The sequence below is a fragment of the Cellulosimicrobium sp. XJ-DQ-B-000 genome, from assembly GCF_031119065.1.
Lineage (GTDB): Bacteria > Actinomycetota > Actinomycetes > Actinomycetales > Cellulomonadaceae > Cellulosimicrobium > Cellulosimicrobium funkei.
This window is the reverse complement of sequence record NZ_JAVHYN010000004.1, coordinates 258,513-282,624: the sequence shown is the minus strand read 5'-3', so window position 1 is coordinate 282,624 and position 24,112 is coordinate 258,513. Positions and strand designations below refer to the sequence as shown.

Annotated in this window: 19 protein-coding genes and 2 tRNA genes; 10 read left to right on the top strand and 11 right to left on the bottom strand. The window is 70.9% G+C overall.

Annotated features, from left to right (window positions below):
- Positions 1 to 46 precede the first annotated feature (46 nt).
- A complete protein-coding gene (locus RDI86_RS09030; RefSeq protein ID WP_308821213.1) occupies positions 47 to 1,213 on the top strand; it encodes a hypothetical protein in 1,167 nt (388 codons plus the stop codon).
- A gap of 203 nt (positions 1,214 to 1,416) precedes the next feature.
- Here RDI86_RS09030 and RDI86_RS09025 read toward each other — a convergent pair.
- The 6 genes from RDI86_RS09025 to gyrB all read right to left on the bottom strand — a co-directional run bounded on the left by RDI86_RS09025 (position 1,417) and on the right by gyrB (position 7,765).
- A tRNA-Ala gene (locus RDI86_RS09025) sits at positions 1,417 to 1,492 on the bottom strand.
- A gap of 38 nt (positions 1,493 to 1,530) precedes the next feature.
- Positions 1,531 to 1,650, bottom strand: coding sequence for a DLW-39 family protein (locus RDI86_RS09020; protein WP_021483216.1), 120 nt, complete (start codon positions 1,648 to 1,650; stop codon positions 1,531 to 1,533).
- 27 nt (positions 1,651 to 1,677) lie between these two features.
- Positions 1,678 to 1,751: transfer RNA gene (locus tag RDI86_RS09015), tRNA-Ile, on the bottom strand.
- Between the two features lie 126 nt (positions 1,752 to 1,877).
- Positions 1,878 to 2,882, bottom strand: a complete 1,005-nt coding sequence (locus tag RDI86_RS09010) for a DUF3566 domain-containing protein (protein ID WP_308821212.1) — start codon at positions 2,880 to 2,882, stop codon at positions 1,878 to 1,880.
- A complete protein-coding gene (gyrA, locus tag RDI86_RS09005) occupies positions 2,879 to 5,515 on the bottom strand; it encodes a DNA gyrase subunit A (protein ID WP_061268301.1) in 2,637 nt (878 codons plus the stop codon). Before gyrA ends, RDI86_RS09010 begins: the two co-directional genes overlap by 4 nt.
- A gap of 186 nt (positions 5,516 to 5,701) precedes the next feature.
- The gene (gene gyrB / locus RDI86_RS09000) at positions 5,702 to 7,765 is read right to left on the bottom strand and encodes a DNA topoisomerase (ATP-hydrolyzing) subunit B (RefSeq protein ID WP_061268302.1); all 2,064 of its coding nucleotides are present in this window, start codon (positions 7,763 to 7,765) and stop codon (positions 5,702 to 5,704) included.
- 561 nt (positions 7,766 to 8,326) lie between these two features.
- Between gyrB and RDI86_RS08995 the strand changes: the two genes are divergently transcribed.
- Complete coding sequence (locus RDI86_RS08995; protein ID WP_308821211.1) at positions 8,327 to 9,886, top strand: hypothetical protein; 1,560 nt, start codon at positions 8,327 to 8,329, stop codon at positions 9,884 to 9,886.
- A gap of 90 nt (positions 9,887 to 9,976) precedes the next feature.
- Here the strand turns inward: RDI86_RS08995 and RDI86_RS08990 are convergent, their stop codons facing one another.
- The 5 genes from RDI86_RS08990 to dnaA form a co-directional block, all read right to left on the bottom strand.
- The gene (locus tag RDI86_RS08990) at positions 9,977 to 10,477 is read right to left on the bottom strand and encodes a DUF721 domain-containing protein (RefSeq protein WP_061268303.1); all 501 of its coding nucleotides are present in this window, start codon (positions 10,475 to 10,477) and stop codon (positions 9,977 to 9,979) included.
- A 106-nt stretch (positions 10,478 to 10,583) separates the two neighbouring features.
- Positions 10,584 to 11,888, bottom strand: a complete 1,305-nt coding sequence (gene recF, locus RDI86_RS08985; RefSeq protein ID WP_061268277.1) for a DNA replication/repair protein RecF — start codon at positions 11,886 to 11,888, stop codon at positions 10,584 to 10,586.
- 37 nt (positions 11,889 to 11,925) lie between these two features.
- Positions 11,926 to 12,864 (bottom strand): phosphogluconate dehydrogenase (NAD(+)-dependent, decarboxylating), encoded by a 939-nt coding sequence (gene gnd / locus RDI86_RS08980; RefSeq protein ID WP_034651935.1) that lies wholly within the window; start codon positions 12,862 to 12,864, stop codon positions 11,926 to 11,928.
- Positions 12,865 to 12,917: 53 nt separating this feature from the next.
- Positions 12,918 to 14,048 (bottom strand): DNA polymerase III subunit beta, encoded by a 1,131-nt coding sequence (dnaN, locus tag RDI86_RS08975; RefSeq protein ID WP_034651929.1) that lies wholly within the window; start codon positions 14,046 to 14,048, stop codon positions 12,918 to 12,920.
- Between the two features lie 1,476 nt (positions 14,049 to 15,524).
- Positions 15,525 to 16,946 carry a chromosomal replication initiator protein DnaA gene (gene dnaA, locus RDI86_RS08970; RefSeq protein WP_043651559.1) on the bottom strand — a complete coding sequence of 474 codons (1,422 nt, stop codon included), beginning with the start codon at positions 16,944 to 16,946 and terminating at the stop codon, positions 15,525 to 15,527.
- A gap of 543 nt (positions 16,947 to 17,489) precedes the next feature.
- Here dnaA and rpmH point away from each other — a divergent pair.
- The 8 genes from rpmH to RDI86_RS08930 all read left to right on the top strand — a co-directional run bounded on the left by rpmH (position 17,490) and on the right by RDI86_RS08930 (position 23,833).
- On the top strand, positions 17,490 to 17,627 hold the full coding sequence (gene rpmH, locus RDI86_RS08965; protein WP_034225701.1) for a 50S ribosomal protein L34: 138 nt from the start codon (positions 17,490 to 17,492) through the stop codon (positions 17,625 to 17,627).
- A 6-nt stretch (positions 17,628 to 17,633) separates the two neighbouring features.
- Positions 17,634 to 18,002 (top strand): ribonuclease P protein component, encoded by a 369-nt coding sequence (gene rnpA / locus RDI86_RS08960; RefSeq protein WP_061268278.1) that lies wholly within the window; start codon positions 17,634 to 17,636, stop codon positions 18,000 to 18,002.
- Positions 17,999 to 18,334, top strand: a complete 336-nt coding sequence (gene yidD, locus RDI86_RS08955; RefSeq protein ID WP_082774590.1) for a membrane protein insertion efficiency factor YidD — start codon at positions 17,999 to 18,001, stop codon at positions 18,332 to 18,334. The genes rnpA and yidD overlap by 4 nt, the downstream gene beginning before the upstream one ends.
- Positions 18,335 to 18,394: 60 nt before the next feature.
- Entirely contained in the window at positions 18,395 to 19,480 is a 1,086-nt protein-coding gene (gene yidC / locus RDI86_RS08950; RefSeq protein ID WP_076404161.1) for a membrane protein insertase YidC, read from the top strand.
- 39 nt (positions 19,481 to 19,519) lie between these two features.
- Positions 19,520 to 20,047, top strand: a complete 528-nt coding sequence (locus tag RDI86_RS08945) for a R3H domain-containing nucleic acid-binding protein (RefSeq protein ID WP_061268280.1) — start codon at positions 19,520 to 19,522, stop codon at positions 20,045 to 20,047.
- A 411-nt stretch (positions 20,048 to 20,458) separates the two neighbouring features.
- Positions 20,459 to 21,121, top strand: coding sequence for a 16S rRNA (guanine(527)-N(7))-methyltransferase RsmG (gene rsmG / locus RDI86_RS08940; protein WP_308821209.1), 663 nt, complete (start codon positions 20,459 to 20,461; stop codon positions 21,119 to 21,121).
- A gap of 115 nt (positions 21,122 to 21,236) precedes the next feature.
- A complete protein-coding gene (locus RDI86_RS08935; protein ID WP_374990527.1) occupies positions 21,237 to 22,409 on the top strand; it encodes a ParA family protein in 1,173 nt (390 codons plus the stop codon).
- Positions 22,406 to 23,833 carry a ParB/RepB/Spo0J family partition protein gene (locus RDI86_RS08930; protein ID WP_308821208.1) on the top strand — a complete coding sequence of 476 codons (1,428 nt, stop codon included), beginning with the start codon at positions 22,406 to 22,408 and terminating at the stop codon, positions 23,831 to 23,833. Before RDI86_RS08935 ends, RDI86_RS08930 begins: the two co-directional genes overlap by 4 nt.
- The last annotated feature ends 279 nt before the right edge of the window (positions 23,834 to 24,112 follow it).

Genomic DNA, 24,112 nt, shown 5'->3' with positions numbered 1-24,112 from the left:
GCATCCGCACATTCGTCCCGTCGGACGACGACCCCGGGGAGCACGCATGACCCGTACTCGCTCAGCGAGCGACTCCGTCAAGGACACGCTCGAGTCGATCGACACCGAGAAGCTGAAGGAACAGGCCGCCCAGGCCGCCGCGACCGCGCAGAGCGCCGCGACCCAGCTCGCGGACCAGGCCAAGGACGCCGCGGTGCACGCCAAGGAGTGGGGCACGCCCAAGGTGGAGGCGTTCCTCGAGTGGCTCCAGCCGCGCGTCGAGAAGGCGTGGCAGGACAGCATCCAGGCCGCCGCGCCGCGCGTCGAGAAGGCCGCGACCAAGGCCGCGCCCGCGATCGACACCGCGCACGACCGCCTCGTGGAGGACGTGCTGCCGAAGATCGTCGCGAGCTTCAACGCCGCCGCCGCCAGCGCGGCCGACTCCGCCCAGCGCGCCGCGGACAACGCGGCCGAGGCGACCGCCGCCGCCACGGCCGCGGCAGCCGCCGCGTCGGGCAAGAAGGCGCGCAAGCTCGCGAAGCAGGCCAAGAAGGCGACGGCGGAGGCCGCGAAGCAGGCGCAGAAGTCCGCGGGCAAGGCCGGCAAGAAGGCCGCCAAGCACGCCGACAAGACCGCGGAGAAGGCGGCCGCCAAGCTCGCCGCGGCCGCGGACAAGGCGGCGGCCAAGGCCGCCGAGGCGGACTCCTCGAAGGGCAAGGGCCGCACGCTCTGGTGGATCGCCGGTGGCGTGACCGCCGCGGGCGTCGGCTACGTGCTCTACCGCCGCGCTCAGCCCACGACCGACCCCTGGGCCGAGCCGTGGGAGCAGGAGCAGCAGCAGGTCCACTTCGACGACGTCGTCGGCGACGCCAAGCACGCCGTCGGGGATGCCGCCGAGTCGATCGGCGAGGCCGCGGGTGCCGCCGTCGCGAAGGGCCGCGAGGCCACGGACAAGCTGGCCGAGCGCGCCGCCGAGGTCCGCGACGACGTCACCGACCGCGTCACCGAGGCCGTCTCCGACGCGAAGGACGCCGCGAAGAAGGCGACGAGCCGGGCACGCAGCACCACCCGCGGCGGCGCTGCCGGCGCGAAGGACGCGGTGAAGGACACGGCGGAGGACGTCAAGGACGCCGCCGCGGACGCCAAGGACGACCTGGGCGACGCGGGCAAGAAGGCCCGCGAGGCCGCCGAGTCCGCGGCGCAGGACGCCGCCAAGGAGGCCGACGACGCCTGACGCTCCACCCCGCCGTCCTCGGACGGCGACAGACGACGAGGGGCCCGTCCCAGCAGGGACGGGCCCCTCGTCGTCCCCAGGGGGCGGAGACCTCACGAGCACGCGGACAGGGCGGCGGCACGCGGCCGCGGGCACGCCGACGCCCAGTCCGGACGCACGAAGACCCCGTCCGCAGCCGGACGGGGTCTTCGTGGTCGTGACGATGGTGGAGCCAGGGGGACTCGAACCCCCAACCCCCTGCTTGCAAAGCAGGTGCGCTACCAATTGCGCCATGGCCCCGGGTGACGCGGCCGGGGCCGGTCAGCGGCGAGAGGTGCTCACTCGAAGGTGTCGGTGACCTCTGCCCAGAGGTCGCGCTCGGCGTTGTCCTCCGTGTACTTGCGCCACACGAGGTACCCGGCGCCGGCGGCGAGGAGCAGGAGCAGAAGCTTCTTCATGATGTTCCCCCTCGAGTGGGTTGGCAGTGGGCCTAAGAGGACTTGAACCTCTGACCTCTTCCTTATCAGGGAAGCGCTCTAACCGTCTGAGCTATAGGCCCGCACGCGCCTCGTCGGACAGCCCCAGGAGGGCTGCTCCGCTCGCAGGCAGCGATTGAGGTTACCCCACCGGGAGCCGCAGACCCAAACCGAGGGCCCGTGCTCCCGGTCGAGGAGCCGGTGCGCGGTCAGTCGTCGGTGAGCGTGAGGTGCACGCCACCCACGAGCGCCGCGACGATGTTGTACAGGAACGCCATGATCGTCGAGAGCGCCGTGATGATGACGACGTTCACCACGCCGAGCAGCGTGGCGATCGAGATCACGCGACCGAACGCGACGTACTGGCGGATGTCGACGTCCGTCTCCGTGCCGACGATCTGCGTGAACAGCTCCTCGATCTTGAAGAAGACCTGCATGCCGTCGAGCACGTACCAGACGACGGCGGTCGCGACGACGGTCATGATCCCGATGGCGACCGCGAGGAGGAAGCCGAGCTTCATCGCGGACCACGGGTCGATGCGCGAGACCGCGAGCCGCACGCGGCGCGGGCCGCCGTCGGGCCGGACGGCGGGCGTCGCGCCCGTCGCGGTCCCCACGGCCGGCGTGGCGCCGGTGAGCGGGCTCGCGGTGCCCGTCACCCCGGCGGCGGAGTAGTGCATGGAGGCCCCGGCGGGAGCGCCGGCGGCACCCGCGCTCGTGGGGGCCGAGGTGGTCGTGGGCACGCGCCTCACCGTCTCGTCGTCGATCTCGTCGTGCCCGCGCTCGGGCTCCGTCTCTGCGGGCGCGGCGGGGACCGCCGCCGACACCTTCTTCGCGGCCGTCTTCGCCGCCGCGATCGCCGCGGCGGCCGCCTTCACGGCCCCGGCACGCGCGACCGCGACACGGCTCTCGCCCGACGCGCGCTCCATGCCGTCGTCGTCCACCGTGCCCGGCGCGGGCGCGGCCTGGGCGGACGGGCCCGGGGGCGGCGGAGGCGGCGGCGGGACGGCGGCCGTCGCCCCGTCACGCGGGGCCGCCGCCGCCGAGGCGCCCTTCGACGAGCCCTTCTTCGACGAGCCGTTCGACGACGTCCCGTCCGCCTCGCCGTGCCGGCTCGGGGACGCGGCCCCGGGGCGTGCCGACGCGTCCGTGTCCGGCCGCGGCACGGTCAGCCGCGGCGTGATGGTCGGCGGTGCGTTGTTCTCGCTGCTCATCTGGTTTCCTCGGTGGTTCCGGGGGCCGGGTCGGTCCCGCCCGCCCCGTCGGACGAGGCGGTCGCGTCGGTGGTCGGTGCGCTGCTCGTGTCGGTGACGCCCGGGGCCGTGCCGGTCCCGTCCTCGCCCTCCACGGTATCCCGATCCTCTCCGAGACGACGCTCGACGTTCCGCGCGACCGCGATGATGCGGTCGCCCTTGTCGGGCTTCGCGAACGTCACCCCCTGCGTGTTCCGACCGGTGAGGTTCACCTCGCCGACCGCGGACCGCACGATCTTCCCGCGCTCCATGATGACCAGCACCTCGTCGTCGGCCTCCGTCACCAGAGCCCCCACGAGATCTCCACGAGCCTCCACCAGGTTGGCGACCTTGATGCCCAGACCGCCGCGGCCCTGGACGCGGTACTCGTCGATCCGCGTCCGCTTCGCGAACCCGCCCTCCGTCACGACGAAGAGGTCGGAGCCCTCCTCGACCACGTCGGCCGAGAGCAGCTCGTCGCCGTCGCGGAACTTCATGCCCGTGACGCCCGACGTCGCGCGGCCCAGCGGCCGCATCGTGTCGTCGTCGGCGGGGAAGCGGATGGACTGGCCCTTGCGCGACACGAGGATGAGGTCGTCGTCGGCGTCCACGAGGAGCGCCGCGACGAGCTCGTCGGGCGTCCCGGACTCGTCCTCGCGCAGGTTGATCGCGATGAGTCCGCCCGAGCGCGGCGAGTCGTACTCCGACAGCCGCGTCTTCTTCACCAGGCCGCGACGCGTCGCGAGCACCAGGTACTGCGCCGCGTCGTAGTCGCGCAGGTCGAGCACCTGGGCGATCTTCTCGCCCGGCTGGAACGCGAGCAGGTTCGCGACGTGCTGACCCTTGGCGTCGCGCCCGCCCTCGGGGAGCTCGTACGCCTTCGCGCGGTAGACGCGGCCGAGGTTCGTGAAGAACAGCAGCCAGTGGTGCGTCGTCGTCACGAAGAAGTGGTCGACGATGTCGTCCTCGCGCAGCTGCGTGCCGCGCACGCCCTTGCCGCCGCGCTTCTGGGCACGGTAGCTGTCGCTGCGCGTCCGCTTCACGTACCCGCCGCGCGTGATGGTGACGACCATCTCCTCCTCGGCGATGAGGTCCTCGATGGAGACCTCGCCGTCGAACGGGAGGATCGTCGTCCGACGCTCGTCGCCGTACTTCGCGACGATCTCGCCCATCTCGTCGCCCACGATCGACCGCTGCCGCTCGGGCTTGGCCAGGATGTCCTGGTAGTCGAGGATCTGGCGCTCGAGCGCGTCGTGGTCGTCGAGGATCTTCTGCCGCTCCAGGGCCGCGAGCCGGCGCAGCTGGAGGTTGAGGATCGCGGTCGCCTGGACCTCGTCGACGCCCAGCAGCTCCATGAGGCCCGTGCGGGCCTCCTCGACGTCGGGCGAGCGCCGGATCAGGGCGATGACCTCGTCGAGCGCGTCGAGCGCCTTGAGGTACCCGCGCAGGATGTGGATGCTGCGCTCGGCCTCCGCCAGCAGGTACCGCGTGCGGCGCACGACGACGTCGAGCTGGTGCGTCGTCCAGTGCCGGACGAACGCGTCGAGGCTCAGCGTGCGCGGCACGCCGTCGACGAGCGCCAGCATGTTCGCGCCGAACGTGTCCTGGAGCTGGGTGTGCTTGTACAGGTTGTTGAGGACGACCTTCGCCACCGCGTCGCGCTTGAGCACGACGACGAGGCGCTGGCCCGTCCGGCCCGACGTCTCGTCGCGGATGTCCGCGATCCCCTGGACGCGGCCCTCCTTGACGAGGTCCGCGATCTTCGCGGCCAGGTTGTCCGGGTTCACCTGGTAGGGGAGCTCCGTGACGACGAGGCACACGCGGCCCTGGATCTCCTCCACGTTGACCACGGCGCGCATGGTGATCGAACCGCGGCCCGTGCGGTACGCCTCCTCGATGCCCTTGTGGCCGAGGATCGTGGCGCCCGTGGGGAAGTCCGGGCCCTTGATGCGCTGCAGCAGCGCCGCGAGGAGCTCCTCGCGCGAGGCGTCCGGGTGGTCGAGGTGCCACTGCACGCCCGCCGCGACCTCGCGGAGGTTGTGCGGCGGGATGTTGGTCGCCATGCCGACGGCGATGCCCGCCGAGCCGTTGACCAGCAGGTTCGGGAACCGCGCCGGCAGGACCGACGGCTCCTGCGTGCGGCCGTCGTAGTTGTCCTGGAAGTCGACGGTGTCCTTGTCGATGTCCCGGACCATCTCCATGGCGATCGGCGCCATGCGGCACTCGGTGTACCGCGGGGCGGCCGCCGGGTCGTTGCCGGGGGAGCCGAAGTTGCCCTGGCCGGCGACGAGCGGGTAGCGCAGCGACCAGTCCTGCACGAGGCGCACGAGCGCGTCGTAGATCGCGCTGTCGCCGTGCGGGTGGAACTTGCCCATGACGTCGCCGACGACGCGCGAGCACTTCGAGTAGGAGCGGTCGGGGCGGTAGCCGCCGTCGTACATCGCGTACAGCACGCGCCGGTGCACGGGCTTGAGGCCGTCGCGCACGTCCGGCAGCGCACGACCCACGATGACGCTCATCGCGTAGTCGAGGTACGACCGCTGCATCTCGAGCTGCAGGTCCACCTGCTCGATGCGCCCGTGGTGCACCGCGACCGCCGTCCCGTCGGCGTGCACGGTCTCCTCGGACCCGTCGCCGGGAGCCGTGGGCTCGTTCTCGGGGTTCTGCTCGTCGGTCACGGTCTACCTCGTTCGTTCGTCTCTTCGTGCGTCGTCGTCCTGGAAGACCTCCGGACCCGCCCGGGAGGGCGGGCCGCGCCGGGGCGTCCGGTCCTGCCGCCCCCCGGCTCCGCGAGGAGCGGCTCAGATGTCAAGGAACCGCACGTCCTTCGCGTTGCGCTGGATGAAGCTCCGGCGGGACTCCACGTCCTCTCCCATGAGGACGGAGAAGATCTCGTCGGCCGCCGCGGCGTCGTCGAGGGTCACCTGGTTGAGGGTGCGGTGCTCGGGGTCCATGGTCGTGTCCCACAGCTCCGAGTAGTCCATCTCGCCCAGACCCTTGTAGCGCTGGATCCCGTTCTCCTTGGGGATCCGCTTGCCGGCGGCCTGCCCGGCGGCGAGGAACGCGTCGCGCTCCTTGTCGGAGTACACGTAGTCGTGCGGGGCGTTCGACCACTTGAGCCGGTAGAGCGGCGGCTGCGCGAGGTAGACGTGCCCGTTCTCGATGAGCGGGCGCATGTACCGGAAAAGCAGCGTGAGCAGGAGCGTCGCGATGTGCTGGCCGTCGACGTCGGCGTCGGCCATGAGGACGATCTTGTGGTACCGGAGCTTGGCGAGGTCGAAGTCCTCGCCGATGCCGGTGCCGAACGCCGTGATGATCGACTGGACCTCCTGGTTGGACAGGGCCCGGTCGAGGCGCGCGCGCTCGACGTTGAGGATCTTCCCGCGGATCGGCAGGATCGCCTGCGTCCGGGGGTTGCGCCCGCGGACGGCCGAGCCGCCCGCGGAGTCACCCTCGACGATGAAGATCTCGCACTCCTCCGCGCGGTTCGACTGGCAGTCGCGCAGCTTGCCCGGCATGCCGCCGGACTCGAGCAGGCCCTTGCGGCGGGTGGCCTCGCGCGCCTTGCGGGCGGCGAGGCGCGCCTGCGACGCCTGGATCGCCTTGCGCAGGACGTCACGGGCCTCGTTCGGGTGCGAGTCGAACCAGTCGTTGAGCCGCTCGTTGACGACGCGCTGGACGAACGTCTTCGCCTCGGTGTTGCCGAGCTTCGTCTTCGTCTGGCCCTCGAACTGCGGCTCGCCCAGCTTGACGGAGATGACCGCCGTCAGGCCCTCGCGGATGTCGTCGCCCGTGAGGTTCTCGTCCTTGTCCTTGAGGATGCCCTTGTCCCGCGCGTAGCGGTTGACCAGCGAGGTCATCGCCGCACGGAAGCCCTCTTCGTGCGTGCCGCCCTCGGTCGTGGAGATCGTGTTGGCGAACGTGTGGACGGACTCCGAGTAGGCGCTGGTCCACTGCATCGCGATCTCGACGGAGATGCGCCGCTCGGTGTCCTCCGACTCGATGTCGATGACGTCGGGGTGGACGAGCTCGACCTTCTTCGCGCCGTTGAGGTGCTTCACGTAGTCGATGAGGCCGCCGTCGTACTTGTAGCTCACCGTGCGCGCCGCGGTCGACGCGCCCGACGACGTCGCGTCGCCGCTCGCGGGCGTGCCGTCCTCGGCCTCGCCGGTGACCTCGTCCCCGGTGTCGAGGTGCGCAGGGCGCTCGTCGGTGAGCGTGATCCGCAGCCCCTTGTTGAGGAACGCGTACTGCTGGAACCGCGCACGCAGCGTCTCGAAGTCGTACTCGGTGGTCTCGAAGATCGTCGGGTCGGCCCAGAACGTCTGCGTCGTGCCCGTCGCCTGCGTCGCCTCGCCGCGGTGCAGCTCGCCCACGGGCTTGCCGCCGTCGGCGAACTCCTGGCGCCAGGCGTAGCCGTCACGCTGGACCTCGGTGACCACACGGGACGAGAGCGCGTTGACGACCGAGATGCCGACGCCGTGCAGACCCCCCGAGACGGCGTACCCGCCACCGCCGAACTTGCCGCCCGCGTGGAGGATCGTCATGACGACCTCGACCGTGGGCCGGCCCTCGGTGGGGTGGATCGCGACGGGGATGCCGCGCCCGTTGTCGACGACGCGCACGCCCCCGTCGGCGAGGAGCGTCACGTCGATCGTGTCCGCGTGCCCGGCGAGGGCCTCGTCCACAGAGTTATCCACAACCTCGTACACAAGGTGGTGGAGGCCTCGCTCACCCGTCGAGCCGATGTACATGCCCGGACGCTTGCGGACCGCCTCGAGGCCCTCCAGGACGGTGATGTTGCTCGCGTCGTAGCCGCCGCCCGCCGAGGGTGTCGCCTCCGCGGACGCCGTCGGGTCGGGGATGGCGGTGTCGGTGTGCTCTGCCACGGGCAGGACTGCTCCTCGTCGTCGTGCGCGCGGCCGCCGTGTCCGTGCCGGACCGGCCGCCGCTGCTCAAAGGTTCCGGGCCCGCACCGCCGCCTGCGCCGGCTCCGTGAGGGAGCGTCCGACCTGCCGCGGACGGCTGGTGGAGGCGCCGCGGACGGGCTGCGCGAGCGGGTGGTGACAAGACCCGGAATGACCTCCCCAGTCTACCCGCCACGAGCCGAATTCCGCGGATCTCGGCCGTCCTGAGGACATCTCGCAGGACATCCGCGACGCGATCCGCGCCGTCTCGGCGGAAGTTCTCCACACGGTTGTCCACAGGCTCTGTTCACGACGCGCAGGTGGCCGTCGACGGCCGTCGAAAAAGTGCCCGCAGCAACCGTCGCGCGCTCCCTGGTGGGAGCGCTACCGCAACCGACAAGTCGGGAATCGGCGTTTCACGCGGAAAGTGGTCTAATACCACACACCATCCTGATTCGCGCGTCGTCCGCGCAGCAGCGATCGCACGCGGGCGGCTCGACCCCGAAGGGACCCCACTCAGTGAAGAGACTCCTCGCGAGCGCTGCGGCGACAGCGCTCGCGCTCGGTGGCCTGATCGTGGCCACCGCGGCACCCGCCTCCGCCCACACGCCCGTCGTCACGGCCGACTGCACGACGCTCTCGGTGAAGCTCTGGGCCTACTCGAAGAAGAGCAACGACCTGACCGTCACCGTGGACGGCAAGGAGGTCGAGTCCACGACCTTCCAGCGCGAGCTCACGCGCTCCTACGACCTCGACCCCACGCAGGACCACACCTGGACCGTCTCCGTCGACGCGTCCGACGGCCGCCAGTACGACTACGACCAGTCCGGCTCGACCCGGGCCTGCGAGACGCCCGACGCCCCCGTCCAGGTCGGCGTCTACGTGTACCCCAAGATCGACCCCGCACAGCCCGCGGCGTGGGAGAACTCCGGCCCGCAGAAGATCGTCACGGGCACCGAGGTCGCCCTGCCCGAGAAGCCGTGGGACAGGGCCTGGGTCGTGCAGCCCCTCGACCTGGAGGACGTGAGCGAGGTCGCCCGCGCGATCCAGCCGGACGTCGACACGGCCGACCTCTGCACCGCGTGGGCAGTCCAGCAGGACCTCGTGGACCTCCCCGGCGGTCTCGACGACCTCCCCACGGACATCCGCTACTCACCCGACGGCGAGCACCTCGGCGAGTTCCCCGAGGGCACGCTCGTCGCGTGGGACCACCAGGACCTCGCCGACCTCCTCCCCGAGGACGCGTGCGACACCCCGAGGCCCGGCACTCCCGCCACGCCGGTCGCGCCGGAGGTCGACGTGGTCACGCCGGCCGTGCCGGCCGCCGTCGAGGTCTGTGGCACGGAGCTCACGAAGCAGGACCTCCCGGCCGAGTCGGAGGACGTCCGGTACGAGCTCACGGCGGAGGGCGTCGTCGCCGTCCCGAAGAGCGCCGCGGCGACCTTCTCCTCGGAGACGGCGAAGCTCGGCTACGTCGTGGCCACGAACGGCCGCAGCGCGCTGCTCCCGCTCGTCGATCTGCTGCCCTCCGACGAGACGTGCGCGCTCGTGCCCGGCGAGATCGGCGCCGTCTGCCAGGGCGACGTCCCGTACCTCGGCTACGAGATCGGGCTGCCCGAGGGCGTGACGGTCGACTCGGAGACCCCGCTGACGATCACCTTCCTGCACCCGAACGGCGGCGAGGACTACGTCGTGACGGACCAGCCGCTCAGCGGGACCCTCCTGTGGCCGGGCGCCTCCGCCGAGGAGCCGAAGCAGTGGCCCGGGTTCGTCCGGAACGAGGACGGCTCGTACACCCAGACCGACGGCAACTACGCCTGGACCCGCGACGGCGCCGAGGTGCTGTTCGAGGTCAACCCGTCGTACTCCACCGTGGTCGAGTACCCGCCGGCGACGAGCGCGTGCGCGAACCCGCCCGTCGCCCCCGTGGCCGTCGAGGACGTCGCCGGACCCGAGGAGCCGACCGGCCCCGCGCTCGCCACGACCGGTGCGACGGTCGCCGGCGCGGCCGCGTTCGCCGCGCTGCTCGTCGGCGGTGGGGCCCTGGTGCTCTGGCTGCGCCGCCGAGCCCAGGCCTGACCCCCTGACGTGGTGACCAACGCCCCGGTCACCACCGCGAGGCCCGCCGTGCCCCCTGCACGGCGGGCCTCGTCGTCGGTCCGGACCTTCTCAGCCCCAGGTGTCGCGGGGACCCGGACCCCGGACGGACTTCTTCCCCCGGCGGAAGCTCGGTCCCGCCGGCCCGAGGACGGTCACCGTCTCGACGACCCCCTCGCCCACCTCGCGCGCGAGACGTTCGAGCAGCTGCGGCGTGAGGAGCCGCACCTGCGTCGCCCACGCCGTCGAGTCGGCCCGCACGACGAGCACCTTGTCCTCGAACGTCTCGGGCTCGCAGTGGTCGGCGACCTGGTCGCCCACGACCTCCCGCCACCGCCCGACGACGCCCCCCACCGACACGTCCGCGACCCAGTCCCGCTCGCGCAGCAGGCGCGCGACGACGTCGCCCAGGAGCTGCGGGTCGCGACCGCCCGGGCGCGCGCCCGACGTCGGCGGGTCCGCGAGGATGCGTCGGCGAGGCTCCTGCCCGGGCCGGAGCCCCTTCGCGCGCGCCGCCGCCTTGGCGCGGTTCAGGGCCTGCCGCGCCACCTCCGCCGGTGGGGTCAGCTCCACGACGTGGCCGACGGGCAGCCCCGTCGTGCGTCGCTCCGGGAGGTCGTCGGCCGGGCCGGGGCGCGCGTCGTCGTACTGGCGGTCCGCCCCATCCCGGTCCGCGGGCTCAGTCCTCGACACGGTGCACCGTCCCGTCGTGCACGGCGAACCGCGCGCCGTCGAGCCGGCTCGGGACGTCGTCGGGCACGGCCGCGGTGATGATCACCTGGCCCGCGTCGGCCACGAGCTCGGCGAGCCGCTCGCGCCGCCGGACGTCGAGCTCGGCGAACACGTCGTCGAGCACGAGGATCGGCTCGCCGTCGGGCCCCCACTGGTCCGCCCAGAGGAGCGAGTCGAGGCCCGCGGGGGCGCCGTCGCGCAGCAGCCGGTACGACGCCAGCCGCAGCGCGAGCGCGAACGACCACGACTCGCCGTGGCTCGCGTAGCCCTTCGCCGGGAGGCCGCCCAGGGTGAGGACGAGGTCGTCGCGGTGGGGACCGACGAGGTTCACCCCGCGGTCGACCTCCTTCGCGCGCACGGCCTCCATGGCCTCCAGCATGCGCCTCTCGAGGGCCGCCACGTCGGGGATGCCCGACGCCGGTGCGTCGCCCGGGTCCGCGGCGTCACCCGCCGCGGGCGGCCTCACGGGACCGTCGTCCGCGTCGAGCGCCTCGTCCACGGACGAGCGGTACGCGATGCGCGCCTCGCCCTGCCCCGCGCTGACCTGCTCGTACGCCTCCGCGACGTAGGGCGTGAGCGCGGCCACGAGCTGCAGGCGCAGCGCCGTGATCTCCGCGCCGAGGCTCGCGAGGCGCGCGTCCCACACCTCGAGCGTCGCGAGCGGCGAGGCCGCGGTCTCGGGTGCGTCGTCCTCGGGCGGCGGCTCGACGGCGGACGGCCTCCGCCGGCCGCGGCCGCGCAGCGCCGTCGCCGACTTCAGCAGCGCGCCGCGCTGGCGCAGCACCCGGTCGTAGTCCGCGAGGAGCGCCGCCACGCGCGGCACCAGGAGCACCGCGAGCTGGTCGAGGAAGCGACGCCGCCCGTCCGGGTCGCCCTTGACGAGCGCGAGGTCCTCCGGCGCGAAGAGCACCGTCCGGACGATGCCGAGCACGTCGCGCGGCCGCTGGGCCGGGGACCGGTTGATCCGCGCCCGGTTGGCCCGCCCCGACGCGATCTCGAGCTCCACGGTGCTCGCCCGGTCGCCCCGCACGACGCGCGTCCGCACGACGGCGCGCGTGGCACCGGCACGGACGAGCGCGGCGTCGCCCGCGACGCGGTGGCTCGCGAGCGTCGCGACGTACCCGATCGCCTCGACGAGGTTCGTCTTGCCCTGCCCGTTCTGCCCGACGAGCGCGTTCACGCCCGGGACGAGCTCGACGTCGACGGACTCGTACGAGCGGAAGTCGACCAGGGAGAGGTGCGAGACGTACATCGGTGCGGCGAGGGTCGAGGAGGTCGGCGGGGAGCGGTCAGGCCGGGGGTTCGAGCGGCCCGGCTCCCGGGGAGGCGGGCCCGGCCGCCTTGACGGCGTGCCCGCCGAACTGCTGGCGCAGCGCGGCGACGGCCTTGAGCGCGGGCGACTGCTCCTGGCGCGAGGCGAAGCGCGCGAAGAGGGCGGCGGAGATCACCGGCAGCGGGACGGCGTTGTCGATCGCCTCGTCGACCGTCCAGCGGCCCTCGCCGGAGTCGTCGACCCAGTCGTCGATCGCGGCGAGCTGCGGGTCCTCCTCGAGCGCCTTGACGAAGAGGTCGAGGAGCCACGAGCGCACGACCGTGCCACGGGTCCACGCCTTCATCGTGCCGTGCACGTCCTTGACGAGCTCGCTCTTCGCGGCGAGGAGCTCGTAGCCCTCGGCGTACGCCTGCATGAGCCCGTACTCGATGCCGTTGTGGACCATCTTCGCGAAGTGCCCGGCGCCGACCTCGCCCGCGTGGACGAAGCCCTCCTCGCGCGGGCCGTCGGGACGCAGCGCGTCGAAGACCGGCATGGCCGCCTCGACGTACGTCCGGTCCCCGCCGACCATGAGCCCGTAGCCGTTCTCGAGGCCCCAGACGCCGCCCGAGACGCCGACGTCGAGGTAGCCGACGCCCTTCTCGGCCAGCTCCGCGGCCCGCGCCTGGTCCTCGGCGTAGTAGGAGTTCCCACCCTCGATGACGAAGTCGCCCTCGCCGAGCAGACCGCCGAGCTCGGTGACCACGCCGCGGGTCGCGTCGCCCGCCGGGACCATGACCCACACGATGCGCGGGCCGTCGTCGGGCAGGGCCGCGACGAGGTCGGCGAGCGTCGCGACGTCCGACACCTCGGGACGAGGGTCGTAGCCGACGACCTCGATACCGGCGGCGCGGACGCGCGCCCGCATGTTGTTGCCCATCTTGCCGAGGCCGACGAGGCCGATGCGCGTGACCATACGAGTCCTCCGGGGTGCGGTGGTGCGGTGCGAGCCGTCCGGCTCCGTCGGGATCAGCCGGCGAAGCGGATCGGCACCAGCAGGTAGCGGTAGTGGGACGAGTCCTCGCCGTCCAGGGAGTCCTGACCCGTGAACTCGACCGGCTTGTTCGGGTGCGTGAAGCTCAGGCGCACGAAGTCGGTGCCGAGCGCGCCCAGGCCGTCGAGCAGGAACTGCGGGTTGAACGCCACCGAGATGTCCTCGCCGACGAGCACCGCCTCCAGCGCCTCGGACGCCTGCGCGTCGTCGCCCTGTCCGGCGTCCAGGACGACCTGGCCGTCCGTGAACGACAGGCGGATCGGCGTGTTGCGCTCGGCGACCAGGGACACGCGCTTGGCGGCGTCGATGAGCGGGGCGGTGGGGACGACGGCGTGGATGGGCGTCTCGTCCGGGAAGAGCCGACGCACTGCGGGGTAGTCGCCGTCGACGAGCTGCGACGTCGTATGACGGCCCCCGGCCTCGAAGCCGATGAGGTCCACGCCGGCGCCCGTGTTGAGCCCGATGTTGACGAGGCCCGAGCCACCGAGGGACTTCGCCACGTCGTTGAGGGTGCGCGCGCGCACGAGGGCGACGGCGGAGTAGCTCGGGGTCACGGGCGTCCAGGTGAGCTCGCGCAGGGCGAGGCGGTACCGGTCCGTCGCGAGGAGCGTGATCTTCTCGCCCTCGATCTCGACGCGCACGCCCGTGAGGAGGGGGAGCGTGTCGTCGCGGCTCGCCGCCACCGTGACCTGCGCGACGGCGTTCGTCAGCTCGTCGCCCGAGACGGTGCCGGAGAGCTCGGGCATCGCGGGCAGCGCCGGGTACTCGTCCACGGGCATGGTGAGGAGCGTGAACCGGCTCGCGCCGCACGTCACCGTGACCTTGTTGCCCTCCAGGACGACGTCCACGGGCTTCGCGGGCAGCGCCCGGGAGATCTCGGCGAGCAGCCGGCCGGAGACGAGGACCGTGCCGGGCTCGCTGACCTCGGCGGGGATCTCCGAACGGGCCGAGACCTCGTAGTCGAAGCTCGACAGCCCGATGGTCCCCGACGCGTCGGCCTCGAGCCGGACCCCGGCGAGGACGGGCGCGGGCGGGCGGGTCGGCAGGGTTCGCGCCGTCCAGGTCACCGCGTCGGCCAGGACATCACGCTCAACCCGGAACTTCATCCCACACCCTCTCGTCCCCACGTCTCGGTCGGACCCGATCTTCACATGTGCCGTCCTGCTTCGCCGCGACGCCGGGCTCGCCGTCGGGGCCGCTCGTCCTCGCTCGTCCACCGGGCAGGTCTGCCGCTGTGGACACGAGGTGCCGGGTCGCAGGTCCGCGCACACGTGTCGTGCATGAACCCTACGCGAGGAGGCGGGTGGGAGGAACTGGAACGGCGGGCCTGGGGACGGAGGCCCGACGGCGGTCTCCGCCGACGTCGCGCGCTCACCACGGCTCGGCCAGGATCGGGAGCGGGCTCGTGGAGCACAGGTCGCACCGTCGGCCGCCGGGGCCTGATGAAGGCGTGTGGAATTTCCCCTCTGAGAACACTTTCGTCGTCGTCATAGGGGTTGTGGATCTCGTGGAAAACCGGTGTCCGCCCAGGTCAGAGGGCACAAATGCGTGTGGACGAACCGGTGGGCCCAGTGTGGGAAAGTCGCGGCGCCTGTGGGCGGCCGATCTGTCCCCACACGTCGTCCACTGATCGAGGGTGGCCCGTCCACACTGAGAGGGCCTTCGTCCACAGCTGTCCACAGAACTGTGCACAGAGCCCCTCCGGGTGAGCCGTCCACAGGGTGTGTACGAGGCCGCCGTCCACAGGTTTCGGGGGGAAAACCATGATGTTGTCAGGATTTGTCGCGCCGCACGAGACCCTGTGGTCCACCGTCGTCGTCTGCATTCCGCGGATGTGAATACCCACAGGAGTCCTGTGGATGACTGTGGACAACTCCACCCACAAGCTGTGTACGAGTGTCGTACCTGCCCGTGGCTGGAGAGGCGCGTCGGTGCTTGACGCCGATTTCCACAGAATAGAGCACCACGGTGGGTAACCCTGTGGACAGCGCGCGGGACAGGTGGGGAAGGGTCTTCGGGGTCGGCGACGAGCTGGTGAGACCGTCCACTGGCGGTGGACAACCCCGATGGCAGACCGCTCGGGGAGGGGCGCGTCTGGTCAGTCCCGGGGCGTCGGACGGCGTCTCGTCGCGCGACGAGAGTGGACAGCCAGAAGAAGATCGGCATGGTCGACGAGGGATCTCGGTGATCTCGGAGGCGCTCCGGCGAGGGACGACGAGAATCTCCCGGGCAGAGACCTGGAACGTGATGGACATGGATCGTCCGAGCTCGACGCAGGCCGAGGAGGGCCGCCGGGGCGCGTGACGGGGGCCACCGGTGGTGTGAGGGGCGACGCGAGAGAGCCCGGCCGAGGCGCCTGACAGCGGCTCGTGCCGAGGGCTGCGTCCGGCCCGGGTGCGAGGCAGAACGGCGGGGATGTGCGGTTGCCTCCCCGTACGGCGCACCCGCCGTGGGCTCAGGAAGCGCCGGTGCGCGGGGGCGACCCGCTTCGTCCGGGACCGGACCGCACCGTGAGGGGGAGAGCCCCGGTCAGCGCGGCGTCGAGCCGACGAGCAGTACCGTCCGGGCACGGCCTCGCCGCCTCAGCCGCGGTGCTGCTGCTTGATCCGGCTCGTGAGCTCCGTGACCTGGTTGTACGTGGAGCGACGCTCGGCCATCTGCTCGGTGATCTTGCGGTTCGCGTGCATGACCGTCGTGTGGTCGCGGCCCCCGAACTGCTGCCCGATCTTCGGGAGCGACAGGTCGGTGAGCTCTCGGCACAGGTACATCGCGATCTGGCGAGCGGTGACGAGGACGCGCGATCGCGAGCTGCCGCAGAGGTCGTCGATCGTCAGGCCGAAGTACGCGGCGGTCTGCGCGATGATCGCGGCGGGGGTGATCTCCGCGCTGTCCTCGTCGGTGATGAGGTCCTTGAGCACGATCTCCGCGAGCGGGAGGTCGACCTGCTGGCGGTTGAGGTTCGCGAACGCGGTGACACGGATCAGCGCGCCCTCGAGCTCCCGGATGTTCGTCGAGATGCGCGACCCGATGTAGGACAGCACGTCGTCCGGAGCGGCGAGGCGTTCGCTCGACGCCTTCTTGCGGAGGATCGCGATGCGCGTCTCGAGGTCCGGCGGCTGGACGTCGGTGATGAGGCCCCACTCGAACCGGGACCGCAGGCGGTCCTCGAACCCGTTGAGCTGCTTGGGGGGCAGGTCGGACGTGATGACGACCTGCTTGTTGGCGTTGTGCAGCGCGTTGAAGGTGTGGAAGAACTCCTCCATCGTCTGCTCCTTGCCCTGCAGGAACTGGATGTCGTCGATGAGGAGAACGTCGACGTCGCGGTAGCGCCGCTGGAACGCTCCGGCCTTGCCCTCGCCGATGGAGTTGATGAAGTCGTTCGTGAACTCCTCCGAGTTCACGTAGCGCACGCGCACGTTGGGGTACAGGTTGTGGGCGTAGTGCCCGATCGCGTGCAGCAGGTGCGTCTTGCCGAGCCCGGAGTCCCCGTAGATGAACAGCGGGTTGTAGGCCTTGGCGGGTGCCTCGGCCACCGCGACCGCGGCGGCGTGCGCGAACCGGTTGGAGGAGCCGATGACGAACGTCTCGAAGACGTACTTGGGGTTCAGCCGGCTCGGCTCGGCCTGGGGACGGGGCGGGGGAGGCGCCGGCAGGTCCGGGAGGAGCACGTCGTCGGGCTCGATGTAGGGCCGCTCGACCGCCGGCCGCGACGCGGGCGCGAGGACGGGGTCCGAGCTGAGCTCCGGGTCGACGGTGATGCCGAACCGGACGTCGCGCCCGAGGCAGGAGGACATCGCGGTCACCAGCTCGTCGCGGACCCGCGTCTCGAGGTACGTGCGGGTCTGCTCGTGGGGGACCGCGATGAAGACGGTGTCGTCCAGGATCGCGAGCGGCTTGGCCAGCCGGATGAACGCGATCTGCCGCGGAGTGATGTCCGGGCTCGCCTCGAGGATGCTCAGGGTCTGCGCCCAGACGTCGGCGATGTTCTCGTCCGGGTTGGCCACGGGCAGTTCCTCACGGGGTCGACAGCGTGCGCCGGGCAGAGCTCCGGCCGTCGAGCACGCTGACGGGCCGGGCGGGGGTGCGCCGACGAGGAGAAGGTCACGGATGGGGTGATGCTGGGGTCGATCGTGCCACGGGAACCCCTCATCCACATAGTTGTCCACAGGCTGTGGGTTGTAGGGTGAGGATGCTCTCACCGGCAGGATGCCGGGATCCGGGACGACGCCGCGCCATCGTCGCACGCGGTGAAGGTCACCCGTCGCGGTTTGACCCGGGGGGGTCGCGCAGCGTAACGTCAGACAGCCGTTCCAGGTGTTCTTGGCGCGCCCGCGTGGAGGAAACTCGACGCGAGGCCTCACGTCAGGATATGCCTGCGAGGACCCGATGCCCCCAGCAATGGTCATCCGGTCCGCGCGCCTGAGCGGTGACCGGGCGGGCGACCGTCCGGCGCACGACCCGAACCATCGGCAGGAGCCAACCGGAGCCTGTCACTGCATCGTCGAGGACATAGACGGTGTACCTCCCCGACGTTCTTGGAGTACCTCGTGAGCAAGCGGACCTTCCAGCCGAACAACCGGCGCCGGGCGAAGACCCACGGCTTCCGGCTGCGCATGCGGACCCGCGCCGGCCGCGCCATCCTGGCTGCCCGCCGTCGCAAGGGCCGCACCGAGCTCTCTGCCTGATCGCACGTGCTCCCCGCGGCGCACCGACTGCGCCGTTCCGTCGATTTCGAGCGGGCGGTGCGCCGCGGCGTGCGTGCTGGTAGGTCGACCGTGGTCGTGCACCTCTCGGAGGATCCCGAGGGCGCTGCTCAGCCGCAGGTCGGCTTCGTCGTCTCCAAGGCAGTGGGGAACGCGGTGCACCGCAACCTCGTGAAGCGCCGACTGCGCGCCGCCACGGCGTCGCGTCTCTTCGTGCTGCCCGCGCACGGGCGCGCTGTCGTCCGCGCGCTTCCCGGCGCGGCGCTCGCCTCCTTCGAGGAGCTCAGCGCCGACCTCGACAGCGGTCTCGTGCGTGCGACCCGTCGGCTCGACGAGCGAGCGGGCGAGCGTCGATGACGACGACCCACCCGCCGCGCGTCCCGGCGCCGCCCTCGTCCGAGGAGCCGGCACCCGACGAGCGCGGCGTCGTCCGCCGCGTCGCCGACCTGCTGCGCCGGGTCCCCGCGCTCACGCTGATCGGCATGATCAGGGCCTACCAGTCGGTGATCTCCCCGATGACCGGGCCCACGTGCAAGTACTACCCGTCCTGCTCCCAGTACGCCCTCACGGCGGTGCGTCGTCACGGCGCCCTGCGCGGAACGGGCCTCGCCCTCTGGCGGCTGCTGCGCTGCAACCCCTGGAGCCTCGGTGGGGTCGACGACGTTCCGCCGGCACGACACACGCACTAGTCCGTAGCCCGATCCCGGGCGATTCACACGCTTTGTCTGAAGTTGAGGGAGCAGTCACCGATGGACTTCTTCGCGTTCCTCGCCCCGATCGAGTGGGTCGTGGCGTGGATCATGTACCTCTGCCACCAGGGTCTCGTGTTCCTCGGGTTCTCCGACGGCCCGGGCCCGGCGTGGGTCCTGTCGATCGTCGGCCTGGTCATCATCATCCGTATCCTGCTGATCCCCTTGTTCTTCAAGCAGATCAAGGCGTCGCGCGGCATGCAGATGCTGCAGCCGGAGATGCAGGCGATCCAGAAGAAGTACAAGGGCAAGACGGACCCCGCGTCCCGTGAGGCCATGAGCCGCGAGACGATGGAGCTCTATCGCAAGCACGGGACGAACCCCTTCGCCTCGTGCATGCCGATCCTGCTCCAGTCGCCGATCTTCTTCGCGCTCTTCCGGGTGCTGAACGGGCTCGTGCCGATCTCCGACGGCTCCTCGAAGCCGATCGGTCCTATCGACGCCTCCGTGGCGTCCGACATCGAGAGCTCGTCCGTCTTCGGTGCGCAGCTGTCCGACGTCTTCCTCCGCACCGATGACCTGCAGACGAAGATCGTCATCGCGGTCCTCATCGTCGCGATGTGTGCGACGACGTTCTTCACGCAGCGTCAGCTCACGATGAAGAACATGCCGAAGGCGGCTCTCGAGGGCCCGATGGCCTCGACGCAGAAGATGATGCTCTACGTCTTCCCCTTCATCTTCGCCGTCTCCGGCGTGAACTTCCCCGTCGGTGTCCTCGTCTACTGGACCACGACGAACCTCTGGTCGATGGGGCAGCAGTTCTACACGATCCGACGCATGCCGGCCCCGGGTTCGGAGGCGGAGCGCCTCCTCAAGGAGCGCCAGGCGCGCAAGCGCGCGGCGAAGGGCGTCGTCGAGGACGCGACGCCGGTCATCGAGCAGCCTCGCGGCCAGCGCCAGCAGCCCAAGCGCAAGGACCGCCAGAAGAGCGCCCCTCGTCCCGTCGGGACGGTGTCCGCGTCTACCCCGGAGGATGCCCCGGCGGAGGATGCCCCGGCGGACAAGCCGGCACCGGGCGGTGCCGCGAAGGGCGGGTCCGGGACCGGCGCATCGAAGCCCGCGCCCAAGAAGAAGAAGCAGAAGTAGACCTGCGCCCGAGCGCGCACGTGCCGTGAGGAGCAACGCATGACGCCTACCGAGACGCCCGCGTCCGACGCGACGTCCACCGAGGAATCCGCCCCGGAGACCACCCGACTCGAGGAAGAAGGGGAGATCGCGGCGGACTACCTCGAGGAACTCCTCGACATCGCGGACCTCGACGGTGACATCGACATCGACGTCGAGCACGACCGGGCCGCTGTCGAGATCGTTGCGGACGACCCCGCCGCGCTGAGCTCTCTCGTCGGCGACGACGGCGAGGTGCTCGATGCGCTGCAGGAGCTGACGCGCCTCGCCGTGCAGGCCAGGACGGGGGAGCGGAGCCGCCTCATGCTCGACGTCGCCGGTTTCCGAGCGGGCCGTCGTCGTGAGCTCACGGCGCAGGCCGCAGAGGCGATCGAGCGCGTGCGTGCCGAGGGAGCCAAGGTCTCGCTCGATCCGCTCAACGCGTTCGAGCGCAAGGTCGTCCACGACGCCGTGGCCGCAGCGGGGCTGCGGAGCGACTCGGAGGGTGTCGAGCCTCAGCGCTACGTCGTCATCTACCCGGCAGACTGACACCGCCGGAGACGAACCCCCGCTTCTTCTTCGCCCCGTGTTTCACGTGAAACACGGGGCGAAGTGCGTTGCTGAGGGTGCTGGTACCCAGGAGTTCCGCGCGACTCTGGGTGCGGGGGTGCTGACGGGTTCGCTGGTACGGGAACCGCACGGGAGCTGCGGAGTGGGACGAGCGCCGGGTGGCGGGGCGCGTGCAGTCCTGTGCGCATGCCCTGCTCGACGGCGTTCGCCACGTCGTGACGACCGCCGTTCTTCGGGTCGGCGAGGAGAGGTGTGACGACGATTCCCGGAACGGTTGGCGACATGGTCGAAGCTCGTCGAACCTCGCTCGACGCTCGGTGGGCCGCGCACCCTCGACGTCGTTTCACGTGAAACGATGAGGCGTTCGCACACGAGGAGGCAGACGACCCGATGCAGCACGAGGCCGCAGGCAACGAGGAGCCGGACATCCCCCGGGAGGCGTTGATCGAGTACTTCGGTGACTCGTTCGTCGCCGTCGAGAAGTTCGCGGAACGGTTGCGGAACGAAGGCGAGCTGCGCGGTCTCATCGGACCGCGGGAGGTTCCGCGCATCTGGGATCGTCACATCCTGAACTCGGCCGCCGTCGTGCCCTTCCTGCCCAGGACCGGGCTGATCGCTGACGTGGGGTCGGGCGCTGGTCTGCCGGGCGTCGTGATCGCCGCCATGCGCCCGGAGGCGACCGTCTACCTCATCGAACCGATGGAGCGACGCTGCGCCTGGCTGACGGAGATCGCCGAGGACCTCTCCTTGCCGAACATCGAGGTCAAGCGGGGCCGAGCCGAGGAGTATCACGGTGCGTTCGAGTGCGACGCGGTGACGTCGCGTGCCGTCGCGGCACTCGACAAGCTCGCGCGCCTGTCGCTCCCGCTGGTTCGACCAGGCGGGGAGATGATCGTTCTCAAGGGTCGTAACGTGAGTCGCGAGATCGATCCGGCACGGAAGGCCTTGCGCAAGCTCAAGGGGTCGGAGCCGGAGATCATCGAGGCACCGACGCTCCCCGGTGTGGAGACCACGACGGTCGTTCGTATCGTGCGGCAGACTGGTTCACGCTGATCTAGGGAACGGGTGCCGAGGACGTGAGCGACACGCCCGCTCTCGGCCCCGAGATCCGTCGAAAGCCATGGCGCACGGCGGATGCTGAGAGGCGACGACGGAGAGGATGAGACGCGTGACGCAGAGCCCTGTGGGCCCCGACGGCTCCGAGGAGCAGGTGGCGCTCTCCCACGACGGGGAGGGCGCACGGAGCATGGGAACCGAGGACGACCGCCGGGCAGCGCTGATGGCGAGTCTTCCCGTCGCCGACGAGTCGACGCCGCTGGCGGCCCAGCTCGCGGAGGACGCCCGCCGTCGGATCGACCTTCACGGGCGACGCTTCCCTCGACCGGTGACGACCCGGATCATCACCGTCGCGAACCAGAAGGGCGGCGTCGGGAAGACCACGACGACAGTGAACCTTGCCGCCGGGCTGGCGATGGCCGGGCTCAACGTCCTGGTGATCGACAACGATCCCCAGGGCAATGCGTCGACCGCTCTCGGCGTCGAGCATCGTGCAGGGACGCCGTCGGTCTACGAGGTTCTCGTCGATGGTGACCCGTTGGCGAGCGCGGTGCAGCAGTGTCCCGACATCCCCACGCTCTGGTGCGTCCCGGCGACCATCGATCTCTCGGGTGCGGAGATCGAGCTCGTGTCGCTCGTTTCACGTGAAACACGGCTTCGTCGTGCGCTCGACGAGTATCTCGCCCAGCGTGAGCGTGACGGGCTTGAACCCATCGACTACGTCCTGGTGGACTGCCCCCCGAGCCTTGGCCTCCTGACGGTGAATGCCTTCGTGGTCGGTCGGGAAGTGCTCATCCCGATCCAGTGCGAGTACTACGCCCTGGAAGGCTTGAGCCAGCTCCTCAAGACGATCGAGCTGATCAAGGCGCACCTCAACCCCGGGCTCCATGTCTCGACGATCCTGCTCACCATGTACGACGGCAGGACGAACCTTGCGCAGCAGGTCGCCAGCGAAGTCCGCGAGCACTTCCCGGAGCAGACGCTGCGCACGACGGTCCCGCGATCCGTGCGGATTTCGGAGGCCCCGAGCCATGGGCAGACGGTCATGACCTACGACCCAGGGTCGACGGGGGCCCTCGCGTACCTCGAAGCGGCCCGCGAACTCACGCAACGCGCGGAGAACCGTAGCGACGAGGGGACCAGCGAGGGCCTTCAGCGCAACGCCGAATCGCCGCCACCCCAGGACCCTCCAGCATCAGCACACACCGGTTCCACGTCTCACCACGATCATGAGTTCGCCGGCACCATCGGTGGTCCCGGCCTGCGGCAGGAGGAACAGCGATGAGCGAGAAGCGCCGAGGGCTCGGTCGAGGACTAGGTGCCCTGATCCCGACGAGCTCCGAGGGCAGGCGGCCCGTCGACGTCTTCTTCCCGAGCCCCTCCACGGACGAGCCGAAGCACCACGAGACGAGCGACGCTGCAGAGAGTTCTGTGGACCAGCAGGCCGGGGAGGACGCAGCCACGACGAGTGTGACGACCCTGGTGGCGGACGCGGACGCCGGGCCCGCTGACCTCGCGTCGCTCACGTCGCTCTCGGACGCGTACCTCGCTGAGTTGGACGCTGTGGCGGCAGGGGACACCGCCCACTCGAGCGCGAACTCCGCGCCGACTCGCGACTCGTCGACGACAGACCAGGCGAAGACAGACCGAGCGACGATCAACTCGGCGACGACCGATTCGGCGACGACTGACTCGGCGACGACCGATTCGGCGACGACTGACTCGGCGACGACGGCCGCGGTTTCACGTGAAACGACGTCGGACTCCAGCCCGAAGACGGGCACGGAGCAGATCTCAGCAACGGAGTCCGGTGGCCCTTCACCTGCGGAATCGGCCAGCGTGGAGGAGTGGACGGGCGGGGCCGCCGACGACCTGGTGCCCGTTCCGGGCGCGCGGTTCGCCGAGCTCCCGACCTCGTCCATCCGGCCCAACCCGCGGCAGCCGCGGACCGTCTTCGACGAGGGCGAGCTCGACGAGCTCATCGGTTCCATCCGTGAGATCGGCGTGCTCCAGCCGATCGTCGTGCGCCCGGTGACAGGGGAGTCCGCCGCGTACGAGCTGATCATGGGCGAACGCCGCTGGCGGGCGACGCAGGCAGCGGGTCTTGATGTCATCCCGGCCATCGTCCGTGAGACCGACGATGCCGACCTGCTGCGCGACGCGCTCCTGGAGAACCTGCACCGCAGTGCTCTCAATCCCCTCGAAGAGGCGGCCGCGTACCGGCAGCTTCTGGACGATTTCGGCTGCACCCACGAGGAGCTGGCGGACCGCATCTCGCGAAGCCGTCCGCAGATCTCGAACACCCTGCGCCTGCTGCGCCTGCCGCCGCTGGTACAGCGTCGGGTCGCTGCCGGAGTGCTCTCGGCAGGACACGCCCGCGCGCTCCTGGGGCTCACGGACGGTGCGGAGATCGAGCGTCTGGCGCAGCGCATCGTCGCCGAAGGGCTCTCCGTGAGGGCGACGGAGGAGATCGTCGCGATGGGCGGTCTTGACGGCGAGCGTCGCGCGCCGAGAACTCCACGGGCGGGACAGCGTTCCGCGGCGATCGACGAGCTCGCACATCGGTTGTCCGACCGCTTTGAGACGCGGGTCAAGGTCGACCTCGGCAAGAACAAGGGCCGTCTCACTGTGGAGTTTGCCTCCGTCGAGGACCTCAACCGCATCCTCGATGTCATGGCGCCCGACGACCCGGGTCTGTTGCGGAAGTAGACGACGCTCGTGCCGGTGTTGTCGGCGCATCTGCGGCGACCAGCGTCGGCTCGCGGGATCACCCAGCGGGGCGGGTGCGCACGCCATACGGCGAGTGCGCCCGCCCCGCTGGCCTGTCTGGAGGACGGACCGCACCGCGTCTCCTCCGCATTCTTACGGTGAGACGCCCGGCCGGCCTCACCGGCACGCGTCTGAGTCGCATGACCAGCAACCCCGGTGTCGGCCGGTCGCCACAAGGCGCTGTGCCCATGGTGCGTGGTGTGGGAGCTGTGCATCTGC